The 11,205-nt window shown below is 71.1% G+C and carries 11 protein-coding genes and 1 riboswitch; of the genes, 9 read left to right on the forward strand and 2 right to left on the reverse strand.

From position 1 onward, the window contains the following. The first annotated feature begins 368 nt into the window (after positions 1-368). The 5 genes from LCE31_RS06590 to LCE31_RS06610 all read left to right on the forward strand — a co-directional run bounded on the left by LCE31_RS06590 (position 369) and on the right by LCE31_RS06610 (position 5,294). Positions 369-857, forward strand: a complete 489-nt coding sequence (locus LCE31_RS06590; protein WP_225013038.1) for an inorganic diphosphatase — start codon at positions 369-371, stop codon at positions 855-857. Beyond that, a complete protein-coding gene (locus tag LCE31_RS06595; protein ID WP_225013039.1) occupies positions 854-1,603 on the forward strand; it encodes a 2,3-bisphosphoglycerate-dependent phosphoglycerate mutase in 750 nt (249 codons plus the stop codon). Before LCE31_RS06590 ends, LCE31_RS06595 begins: the two co-directional genes overlap by 4 nt. A 62-nt stretch (positions 1,604-1,665) precedes the next feature. Continuing rightward, the gene (gene eno / locus LCE31_RS06600; RefSeq protein WP_225013040.1) at positions 1,666-2,949 is read left to right on the forward strand and encodes a phosphopyruvate hydratase; all 1,284 of its coding nucleotides are present in this window, start codon (positions 1,666-1,668) and stop codon (positions 2,947-2,949) included. 129 nt (positions 2,950-3,078) lie between these two features. Next, positions 3,079-3,142, forward strand: a riboswitch (Fluoride riboswitch). 41 nt (positions 3,143-3,183) lie between these two features. Beyond that, positions 3,184-4,854, forward strand: coding sequence for an energy-dependent translational throttle protein EttA (ettA, locus tag LCE31_RS06605; RefSeq protein WP_225013041.1), 1,671 nt, complete (start codon positions 3,184-3,186; stop codon positions 4,852-4,854). Positions 4,855-4,874: 20 nt separating this feature from the next. Continuing rightward, positions 4,875-5,294 carry a hypothetical protein gene (locus tag LCE31_RS06610; RefSeq protein ID WP_225013042.1) on the forward strand — a complete coding sequence of 140 codons (420 nt, stop codon included), beginning with the start codon at positions 4,875-4,877 and terminating at the stop codon, positions 5,292-5,294. Positions 5,295-5,466: 172 nt separating this feature from the next. On the opposite strand, the gene LCE31_RS06615 is transcribed toward LCE31_RS06610, so the two are convergent. Further along, on the reverse strand, positions 5,467-6,591 hold the full coding sequence (locus LCE31_RS06615) for a glycoside hydrolase family 88 protein (protein ID WP_225013043.1): 1,125 nt from the start codon (positions 6,589-6,591) through the stop codon (positions 5,467-5,469). A 35-nt stretch (positions 6,592-6,626) separates the two neighbouring features. After that, on the reverse strand, positions 6,627-7,043 hold the full coding sequence (locus tag LCE31_RS06620) for a MaoC family dehydratase (protein WP_225013044.1): 417 nt from the start codon (positions 7,041-7,043) through the stop codon (positions 6,627-6,629). 355 nt (positions 7,044-7,398) lie between these two features. Between LCE31_RS06620 and LCE31_RS06625 the strand changes: the two genes are divergently transcribed. The 4 genes from LCE31_RS06625 to LCE31_RS06635 all read left to right on the forward strand — a co-directional run. Then, positions 7,399-8,427: a LacI family DNA-binding transcriptional regulator gene (locus tag LCE31_RS06625; protein WP_225013045.1), complete on the forward strand. Its 1,029-nt coding sequence runs from the start codon at positions 7,399-7,401 to the stop codon at positions 8,425-8,427. Then, a complete protein-coding gene (locus tag LCE31_RS06630; RefSeq protein ID WP_225013046.1) occupies positions 8,424-9,560 on the forward strand; it encodes a CaiB/BaiF CoA transferase family protein in 1,137 nt (378 codons plus the stop codon). The genes LCE31_RS06625 and LCE31_RS06630 overlap by 4 nt, the downstream gene beginning before the upstream one ends. Positions 9,561-9,570: 10 nt before the next feature. Further along, a complete protein-coding gene (locus LCE31_RS40320; protein ID WP_263631518.1) occupies positions 9,571-9,705 on the forward strand; it encodes a hypothetical protein in 135 nt (44 codons plus the stop codon). Between the two features lie 62 nt (positions 9,706-9,767). Continuing rightward, positions 9,768-11,205 (forward strand): MFS transporter (locus tag LCE31_RS06635; RefSeq protein ID WP_225013047.1); only part of this gene is annotated, 1,438 nt, incomplete at its 3' end.

The raw sequence follows: 11,205 nt of genomic DNA on the forward strand, positions 1-11,205 counted from the left end.
TACCCGGCCATCACCAGGACCCGAGAAGCGCCGCTTTCCACGACGATCCCGCTGCGCCCTGGTAGGCGCGTCGCCCCGGCCGGCCGCGTGCCGGCCGTCGAACCCACGACAGGCCGAGCTCCTTGCACCGGCCCGCCGCTTGGACGACGTGGCGAAGGGTCCCGGGAAGCCGGGAGACGACGTGCTCGTCCCGCGATACCGGGTGCGCGTCCCGGCTTCGGACGTATGCCGCAGGTATGAGAGCCGCTGAGATTCCTCGCGGGTTCCATCAGCGCAGAACAGAGACTTCCGCGGCACAGAGCAGAGACTTCCGCCGCGTAGAGCAGAGACTTCCGCTCGCACAGAATCAGCACCCGAAGGATGGGGCAATGGACTTCGACGTGACGGTTGAGATCCCCCGAGGGTCTCGCAACAAGTATGAGATGGACCACGAGCTGGGCCGCATCAGGCTGGACCGGCTTCTTTTCACCTCGACCCGCTATCCCGCCGACTACGGCTACATCGAAGAGACACTGGGGCGGGACGGCGACCCCCTGGACGCCCTGGTCCTGGTCGGTGAACCGACCTTTCCCGGATGCTCGATCGGATGCCGGGCCATCGGAATGTTCGTGATGTCCGACGAGAAGGGGCCGGACGAAAAAGTCCTCTGCGTACCGTCACACGATCCACGCATGGCGCACCTGCGCGACATCAGCGACCTGCCGAAGTTCGATGAACTCGAAATCACCCACTTTTTCGAGGTCTATAAAGATCTGGAGCCGGGCAAGTCCGTCGTCGGCTCCCACTGGGCCGGCCGCGACGAGGCGTATGCCGAGATCGACGCGGCCCGAAAGCGGGTCGGCGGTGCGGCACATTGATACCGCGGGGCAGCCTGATCGCGCTGCGGCACGGCCAGAGTACGACCAACGCGCAGGGACGCTTCACCGGCTGGCTGGACGTTCCCCTCACGGAAAAGGGCCGTGCGGAAGCCGTGACCGCGGGGCGGCTGATAGCGGAATCGGAACTCCTGCCGCACGCCGTCCACACCTCGCTCCTGCGCCGCACCGTCCAGACGGCGGACATCGTGCTGGAAGAGGCGGGCCGGCCGTGGGTGCCCGTAACCCGCACCTGGCGGCTGAACGAGCGGCAGGCTCTGACCGGGCGCGACAAAAGCGAGGTACGGGAAGAGGCCGGTCCAGAACGCTACGAAACGCTGCGCAGATCGCTGCACGGAAAACCGGAAGCCCTTCCTCCCGGCATGCTCAAGACCCTGTACGACGACCCGCGCTACGCCGCCCTGCGCGGAAACGGAATCCCCGGTGCGGAGAGCCTGTCCGACATGGTGGAGCGGATCACGCCCTACTGGACGGAAGTCCTGGCACCTCGGATGACGGCCGGTCTTACCGTACTCATGGTCGCTCACGGCAATTCAATCCGCGCCCTGCTCACGTTGCTGGATAATCTGTCGGCGGCGGAAGCAAGGAATCTCAATATCCCCACCGGCGCCCCGCTCTACCGGCACTTCGACCGCGGTCTGCGGCCTCTCGGGAGCGGGTGGACCTACCTGGACCCCGACGCGGCGAGCACGGCCGCGGCAGCCGTGGCGAGCGAAGGACATACCTGAACACAGTGCACGAACGAGTGGCGCAAAACCATCCGCATTCGTACTCGCGACAAGGAAAGAACATGGCTTTCACGATTTCCCGGATTCACGCGGTGGAGATCCTCGACTCACGCGCTCGTCCGACCTTGTCGGTGACGCTCACCGCCCCGGGCGGTGTCCAGGTGCGGGCCGGCGTTCCGTCGGGCGCCTCCACCGGCACCCTGGAGGCGGTCGAGCTGCGGGACGGCGACAGCCGGTTCGGCGGACAGGGCGTCCGGGCGGCGGTCGACCATGTGAACGGGGAGATCGCCCAAGCTCTCGTCGGCCGTACCTTCACATCGGCGGCCAAGGTCGACGAGTTGCTGATGTCGCTGGACGGGACCGGCAACACGTCCCGCCTGGGGGCCAACGCCGTCGTGGGAGTTTCCATGGCCGCCGCACGGGCCGAGGCGTCCGCCGCGGGAAAGGAGCTGTGGATGTCACTCGCCGACATCGCCGGAACCACTCCGAGCATGCCCGTGCCCCACTTCAATGTGGTGAACGGCGGCGTGCACGCGCCGAACAACCTCGACTTCCAGGAATTCATGATCGCCCCGCTCGGCGCCCCCAGCCTCACGGAGGCCGTCCGCGCGGGCGCCGAGGTGTACGCCCGCCTCAAGCACCGCCTGGCCGAAGCCGGGAACAGCACCGGGCTGGGGGACGAGGGCGGATTCGCACCCGAGATCGACGAACCCGAGGACGTCCTGGCCCTCCTGGTGGCCTCCATCGCCGACGCGGGCTACGAGGCGGGTCCGAAGGGTGTGGCCATCGCGCTCGATCCGGCCGCCAGCGAGTTCTACGCGGACGGCGCCTACCGGGTGGCAGGGCGCCGGCTCTCCGCCGGCCAACTCACCGACCGCTACGAGGAGATCATCGACCGCTTCCCTGTATGGAGCATCGAGGACGGACTTGCGGAGGACGACTGGGAAGGCTGGACGGCGCTCACCGCCCGCCTGGGTGAACGTGTCCAACTGATGGGCGACGACATCTTCGTCACCAACCCCGGGATCATCACGGACGCCATCGAGCGCAAGGTCGCGAACTCCGCCCTCATCAAGGTGAATCAGATCGGGACAGTGACCGAGACGCTGGAAGCCGTGCGAGTCTGCCGTGAAGCCGGTTACACGCAGATGGTCTCCCACCGCTCCGGCGAGACACCCGACTCCTTCATCGCGGACCTCGCTGTTGGCACCGGGTGCGGCCAGATCAAGTCCGGCGCGCCGGCCCGTGGTGAACGCATCGCCAAATACAACCGGCTGCTCGAAATCGCCGACAGCCAGAAGAGCGGCCTCGGGTACGGGGTGAAGTCCCCCCGGGCAGCTGCGTGACCGCGGTGCCCGCCGCCGGGACCTCCACGGTCCCGCACCACCGCCTCGCGTCTCCCCGCTCAGGGACCCCGAGGCGCTGTCCCGCCGCCGACGGACGTGCGAGGGGGCGGCGCCCGGGCGCACACTGGAAGCTGTACGGGCGATGAGGCTCGCCCTTGAGCGCACGTTCCGTGCTGATGGCCTCTGCCAGGACCGGCCGCCACGCGCGGCGGTGTGGTGAGGGAGGTCGCGCGGATGCTCGTGTACACGATGCGCAAGGTGCGCATGACCCACGGTGACAGGGTCATCCTTGACGACGTCTCCCTGTCCTTCCTGTCCGGCGCCAAGATCGGCGTCGTCGGGCCGAACGGCATGGGCAAGTCGACCGTGCTGCGGATCATGGCGGGGCTGGAGCAGCCGACCCACGGAGACGCGTTCCCCGCGCCCGCGACCAGCGTCGGCATTCTGGAGCAGGAGCCCCGGCTCGACGAGTCGTCCACCGTACGGGGCAACGTCGAGGAGGGGGTCGCGGAGATCCGCGGCATGCTGCACCGCTACGAGGAGGTCACCGCCGCTCTCGCCGACACCGACGGCGGCCAGGAGATGCAGGAGCTCCTTGACGAGCTCGGCCCCCTCCAGGAGTCCTTGGACCGGGTGGGCGCGTGGGATCTCGACTCCCGGCTGGAGCAGGCCATGGACGCCCTGCGCTGCCCGCCGCCGGCCACACCCGTGGCGGAGCTGTCGGGCGGGGAGCGGCGCCGCGTGGCGCTGTGCCGGCTTCTGCTGTCACAGCCCGACCTGCTGCTGCTCGACGAGCCCACCAACCATCTGGACGCCGAGTCGGTCGCCTGGCTGGAGCAGCACCTCGGCGAGTATCCCGGCACGGTCGTCGCGGTCACACACGACCGGTACTTCCTCGACAACGTCGCCCAGTGGATTCTGGAGATCGACCGGGGCCACGCCTACCCGTACGAGGGGAACTACTCGACGTACCTGGAGACCAGGGCGGCCCGCCTGCGGGTGGAGGGCCGCAAGGACACCAAGCTGCGAAAACGTCTGGCGGACGAGCTGGCGTGGGTGCGCTCGGGGGCGAAGGGCCGCCAGGCCAAGTCCAGGGCGAGGGTGGAGCGGTACGAGGAGCTGGCGAGCGAGGCGGCCAAGACCCGCGAGCTCGACTTCGAGGAGATCCAGATCCCGCCGGGTCCGCGGCTCGGCGGCCTGGTTCTGGAGGCGGACCACCTCACCAAGGGGTTCGGTGGCCGGCTGCTCATGGAGGATCTGTCGTTCTCACTGCCGCGCGGCGGACTCGTCGGTGTGCTCGGACCGAACGGTGTCGGCAAGACCACACTGTTCAGGATGATCGTCGGCGAGGAGGAGCCCGACTCGGGCACACTGCGCATCGGTGACACCGTCCGGATCTCCTACACCGACCAGGGCCGGGCCGGCCTGGAGAGCGGCGCATCGGTGTGGGAAGTGGTCTCAGGGGGCCTGGACCACCTGCGGGTGGGGAACACCGAGCTGCCGTCCCGCGCCTACGTGGCCACCTTCGGCTTCAAGGGGGCGGACCAGCAGAAGCCGGTGAGTGTGATGTCCGGCGGCGAACGCAACCGCCTCAACCTGGCGCTCACCCTCAAACAGGGCGGCAACCTCCTGCTGCTGGACGAGCCGACCAACGACCTGGATGTGGAGACCCTCGCGTCACTGGAGAACGCCCTCCTCGACTTCCCCGGCTGTGCTGTGATCACCGCCCATGACCGGTGGTTCCTCGACCGTGTCGCCACGCACATCCTCGCCTGGGAGGGCGGTGCCAACTGGTTCTGGTTCGAAGGCAACTTCGCCGACTACGAGGCGAACAAGCTCGAACGGCTCGGCCCCGAGGCGGCCCGTCCGCACGCCGTCACCCGCCGCCGCCTGGCCCGCGACTGAGCCACGACAGGAGTTGCGTCATGACACACCTCGATCAGGAAGCCGAGACGGTCCTGCGCGCGGCCCAGCTGACCGTCGTCAACGCCAAGTGGCACATCCGCGAGGAGCAGGCGCTGGCGCGGCTCGCTCGGGAGCGCGGTCTGGCCTGCACCCCGCTCTTCCCCGGACACGCGGTCATCCAGGTCGTCGCCTGCGGTGGACAACTGCTCGGCCGGACCCGCCTGCACCGCGACGGCCGCCGGAGCCGCTGGATCGCCGTCCCCGCCCACACCGCCCGGACGATCGGCGCCTACCGGACCGCGCACGGGGCGGCCCGCGCACTGGCACGCCGGGCGGGCCTGCGCTGCCGCCGAGTGCGGGACCAACCCGTCGATCCCCTGTTGTTCGGCCCCCGTCCCGCGACCGGTCCGCGCGGCGGGGGAGGGGAACGCCGTCCGTGAGCACCGACCCGCGCCGCACGGAGACACGGCGGTACGGCGGTACGGAGGCACGGCGGGTACGGAGGCACGGCGATCCATGACAGGCCGGACGGCCCCGGCGCCCAGCGACTCGGCCGCGCTCCACGGCCCCGGGTGCCCGGCGACCGCGCCCCGCGCCCCGGGTGCCCGGCGCTCAGCCGTGGCGCAGCCGGAGCCGGACGGCCCTGAGGTAGTAGTAGTCGCCGTAGGGCAGCGGACCGTCGACGCCCAGCCCGTGGGGGACCGAGTAGGCGGCGTGGCCGAGGAGCCCCACCCGGTCGCTGAACAGCGCCTTCCTGCCCAGGGTTTCGAGGAGTTGCCCGAGGCGGGCGTCGGCATCGAGGCGCTCGGCGAGGGCCGGGTCGGCGAGCGATTCGGCCAGCGCGGAGGCGACGATGGCGCCCGCCGACGAGTCGGCCGCGCTGCCGTCCCGGTCCAGGTCGTTCGGCGGGAGTTCCCCGGGGTCGAGGTGCGACCAGAGGAAGTCGAGGGTGCGGGCCGCGGCGTCGGCGTAGCGCGGCAGTCCGGTGGCGAGGTGGGCGGACACGAAGCCGTGGATGGCCCAGCCCTGGCCGCGTGTCCAGCAGGACGCGTCGTCGCCGCCCTGGTAGGTGCCGCGCCAGGTGGGAACGCCGTCCTCGCCGTAGCGCACGAGGTGGTACGTGCTGGCGTCGGGGCGGACGATGGTCCGCAGCGTCGCGTCGGCGTGGCTGATCGCGGCCTCGCGGAACTCGGGGCGCCCGGTGCGCTCGGCCGCCCACCACAGCAGCGGCAGGTTCATCATCGTGTCGATCGTGCTCGTGCCCCGTGAGCGGGGATCGTCGAGCCGGCCGAACGCCTGGAGGTACCCGCCGGGGCTGCGGAGCCTGCTCAGCAGCACCTCGGCGGCTCGTACGGCGTCGTCCCGCCGGCGCTGCTCGCCGGTGAGGTCGGCCAGCGCGCACGCCGACGGTTGGAACAGGAAGCCGATGTCGTGCGTGCCGTCGTCGTCGGCCCGGACGCGGACGGCGTCGGCGATGCCCTCGGCGGTCGCGCGCAGCCCCGGCGCCCCCAACTCCTCCAGTTCGAGGAGTTGCCCGGCCCAGAAACCGCTGGTCCAGTTGCCGTGGTCGTAGTAGTCGCCGTGCCACTGGCTGCGCGCGGCGATGTCGACACGCACCCACGCGGATTTCTCGGCGTAGTGCGGCATCGCCCCGTCCTCCCAGCCGGCGGTGCCGGCCAGGACGCGTTCGGCGGCGGCCCGCAGGAAGGCCGTGAGGTCGAGGTCGGTTCCGGGCACGATCGGGGAGCCGGAGTGTGCCGGCTGTGCCGCGCTCACAGGAAGTGGAGGGTGTGCCGGGCGACGGCGACCGTCTCGCCGCGCTGGTTGGTCACGTCGATGTCGGCGTAGGTCCGGGGCCGTTCCGGATCGATCTCGGCGATCCGGTAGCGGACGGTCACGGTGTCGCCGAAGCGGACGGGACGGGGGAAGCGGACCCGGTCGTAGCCGTAGGAGACGGCGGTGGCACCACCGAGCTTCTCGATCATCCTGGTCGACGTCGTGGACATGAAGCCGACCATCAGGGCGCCGTGGGCGATGCGCCCGCCGTACGGAGTCGTGCTCATCGTCTGCTCGTCGACGTGATTCGGGCTCAGGTCGCCGGTGATACCGGCGAACAGGTACACGTCCGACTCGCTGACCGTCTTGCTGAACGTGACCTCGTCGCCCACGTTCGCGGCAGGCACTGCCATGTGTGCTCCTTCGTCTCTTCGGCACCGGCGCCCCGTCGGCCGGCACCCGGCTCCCGGGTGACCGCGGGTGTCGCGCCGGCGGTGATCCGGGTCTGACCCGTTGACGCTGTTGTACCCGCTGCGATATAAGTTCCGCAATCGTTTGTGGAAAGGTTTGCGCAAACGTCACCGCGGTTCGGGACCTCGGCACCGCACAACAGACCGGCAGAACGGAAGCGCCCGGCGGCACCACACCCGCGCCGCCCGGGCCGCACGGCGAAGCCGCCCACACCACGGTGGCGGACCACAAAACACACCGCGGAGCCGTACGAGGCGGCCCCGCACCGCAACCGCACCAGGAACCCACAGAGTGGAGATGGCGATGCCCGCAAACCGGGTCAGTGCCCGCGACGTCGCGGAGCGTGCCGGCGTCTCGGTCACGACGGTGTCCCGCGTCATGAACGACAAGGGCGGCGAGCTGACACCCGAGACCCGTGAACGCGTACGCGCCGCCGCCCGCGAGCTCGGCTATCGGGCCCACCCCGCCGCCGTCGCGCTGCGGGGCGGCCGTACGGGCGTCCTCGGCCTGGTGGTCCCCGACCTCGGGGACCAGTACTTCCAGCAGATCGCCCGGGGCGTCGAGGACGCCAGCCATCCGCAGGGGTACGGCATCGTCTTCTGCAACACCGACCGGGACATCGAGCGGGAGAACGAGGCCATCGACCTCCTGCTGGCCAAGCGCGTCGACGGGATCGTGTTCTGCGGCGGCGGGCTCGGGGACGACGCGCACCTGGCAGGCCGGGACTGGTTCGGCACCAGCGTCGTCACCATCGGGCCCCACCTGTCCGACTTCCCGGCCGTTACCGTGGACGACACGGGCGCCATCCGCGCGATGGTCGCCCACCTCGCCGACATGGGCAGACGCCGGATTCTGTGCGTGGCGGGCAAGGAGGACTGGCTCGTCGTACGGACCCGGCTCGCGGCCTACCGCGCGGCCGTGGCCGAGCTGGGTCTCGACCAGGACCCGGCACTGGTCGACTTCGCCGGTTTCACCGCGGACGACGGCCGCGCCGCCGTCGAACGCGCCCTCGACGGCGGAGTCGGCTTCGACGCGGTCCTGGCCTTCAACGACTACGGCGCGCTCGGCGCCATCGACGCGCTGCTCCGGCGGGGGCTCTCGGTCCCCGGCGACGTCGCAGTCTCCGGCTGCGACGACATCGACTTCGCCGTCTTCGCCCGGGTGCCGCTGACCAGCCTGCGGTTCCAGAGCTACGCGATGGGACGGGCCGCGGTGCGGCTGTTCGCCGGGGACCGGAGCGAGGAACCGCGGTTCGGCTACGAGCTGCGCGTCCGGGCGAGTACGGCGCCCCTCACGAAGCCCGCACAACCGACGGAGGCACGATGATGCTCGAAGGCACCCGGGTGTTGAGCTTCACCCACTACTTGCAGGGGCCGTCCGCCTCGCAGATCCTCGGGGACCTCGGCGCCGACGTCGTCAAGGTCGAGCGCCCGGGCGGCGCGTGGGAGCGCGGCTGGGCGGGGGCGCGCGCGTTCCTGAACGAGGAGAGCGTCTTCTTCCTCTCGGCCGGCCGCAACCAGCGCAACATCGTCGTGGACCTGCGGCACGAGGACGGCCGGGCGGTGCTGCGCAAGTTGGCGTGCGAGGTCGACGCCGTGGTCGAGAACTACCGCCCCGGCGTCCTGGACAAGTACGGGCTCGGCTACGAAGACCTGCGCCGCGACAACCCCCGGCTCGTCTACTGCTCGCTCACCGGGTTCGGCTCCACGGGACCGCGCCGCGACGACCCGGGCCAGGACCTGCTCGTCCAGGCCGTCAGCGGCCTGGCCTCCATCACCGGGCGGGCCGGCCCCCCCCCCACCCCGGTCGGCACGTCCGTCGTGGACCAGCACGGCGCGGTGCTCGGCGCCCTCGGCATCCTCGCCGCCCTGCTGAAGGCCCGGCGCACCGGCGAGGGCACCCATGTACGGGGCAACCTGCTGGACAGCGCGCTCGACCTCCAGATCGAGTCCCTCGCCTACCACCTCAACGGCGAACGCCTGCACCCCAGGAGCGCCGCCGGTGTGGCGACCACCTTCCACCCCGCCCCGTACGGCGTCTTCGCCGTCAGCGACGGTCACCTGTGCCTCTCCCTGGTCTCCTCGAAGCAGCTGGCGGAGGTCTTCGACGACCCCGCGTTCACCGGCTACGACCAGAACGATCCCGCCGACCGGGAGGCCCTGACCCGGCTGATCGCCGACCGGCTGGCCGCCGGCACGTCGGCCCAGTGGTCCGCCCGGTTCGCCGCGCACGGCGTGTGGTCCACGGCCGTGGCCGACTACCGGGCGGTGGGGGGGGGCCCCCCCCCCGGGGCCCCCCCCCGCCAGAAAACACAGGGGCCCCGCCCCCGGGGGGGGCGCGGGGCGGGGGGGGGGGCCCCCCCCCCCCCCCCCCCCCCACAACGAGTCCATCATCAGCTTCGACCACCCCGGTGCGGGACCGGTACGCGTGGTGGGGCACCCCCTGACCTACGACGGTGAGCGTCCCGGCGTGCGGCGCGTGCCGCCCGCCCTCGGACAGGACACCGACGAGGTCCTCAGCGAGCTCGGTCTCACCGAAGGCGAACGCCGTCGGCTGCGCCGGTCCGGCGCCTTCGGCCCGGTCCCGCCGAGCGGGAGGACCTGACCCTCTCTTCCGGGCGAAGGCCCCGGCCCGCCCGGCACACCCATCCGGAGGTCCAAGTGGCAATGGCGCAACGCGGCCCCGCAGAGCGACGACGTGCGGTCGTCTCGGGCACGCTCGGCTCCAGCGTCGAGTGGTACGACTTCTACCTCTACGGCGTCGCCGCCGCAGTCATCTTCAACAAGCAGTTCTTCCCGTCCGGCACCAGTCCCTACGTCGCCACCCTGCTCGCCTTCAGCACCTACGCCGTCGGCTTCGTCGCCCGCCCGCTCGGCGGCATCATCTTCGGCCACTTCGGCGACCGGCTCGGCCGCAAGCGCGCGCTGATCGTGTCCCTGCTGATGATGGGCACCGCGACCTTCCTGGTCGGCTGCATGCCCACCTACGCGACCATCGGCGTCGCCGCACCGGTGATCCTCACCGTGCTGCGGTTCATCCAGGGCATCGGCGTGGGCGGCGAGTGGGCCGGCGCCACCCTGATGGTGACCGAGCAGGTCCCGCCCGAGCGGCGCGGCTTCGTGGGCGGCCTGCCCCAGGTCGGCGTCGCCTTCGGCGCCCTCAGCTCGAACGGCCTGTACAGCATCGTCAGCACGGTGATGGACCACGACGCGTTCAACTCCTGGGGCTGGCGGCTGCCGTTCCTGTTCTCCGCGGTGCTCGTCGCCACCGGACTCTACGTCCGGCTGAGCCTGATGGAGTCGCCGGTCTTCCTGGAGATGCGCGGCCAGGGCAAGATCGAACGCCTGCCCGTCCTGACCGCGATCAGGGAACACCCCCTGACCATCCTGCGGGTCGCCGGCATCCGTGTCGCCGACATCGGCAACTACTACGTGTGGACCAGCTTCATGCTGTCCTACGCGGTCTCCATCGGGCTGAGCCAGAACCACATCCTCGTGCCCACCCTGGTGGTCTCGGGACTCTCCCTGCTGACCATCCCCCTGTGGGGCTACGTGTCCGACCGGATCGGGCGCCGCGGCACCATCTGGCTCGGCGCCCTCGCCATGGCGGTCATCGCCTTCCCGTTCCTGTGGGCCGTGCAGCACGGCAACCTCGCCGTCATCCTCGTCACCCTCATGGTCGGTGTGAACATCGGCCGGGACGCCTGCTACGGCCCCCAGGCGGCGTACTTCACCGAACTGTTCCCCGCCCACATCCGCTACAGCGGCGCCTCACTCGGCCCCCAGCTCGCGTCGATCTTCGGCGGCTGCGCACCGCTCATCGCGACCGCGCTGGCCGGCCCGGACAACACCCGTGTCGGCCTGGTCGCGGGGCTCGTCGTCGTCATGTCCGTGGTGACGGCCGTGTCTTCTGCGGTCAGCAGGGAGACCGCGATCGCGAAGACCGGCTTCGACTCGACCCTGTCCCCCCCCCCCGCGCCGGGGGGCGCCCCCCCCCCCGGGGGGCCCCCCGCCCCCGCGGGGGGGGGGCGCCCCGGGGGGGGCCCCCGCCCCCCCCGCCGCCGGGGGGGGGGGCGCGCGGCGCGCGAGGCCGCTGGGCCGTTGG

The organism is Streptomyces sp. 8L (genome assembly GCF_020176795.1).
Taxonomy (GTDB): domain Bacteria; phylum Actinomycetota; class Actinomycetes; order Streptomycetales; family Streptomycetaceae; genus Streptomyces.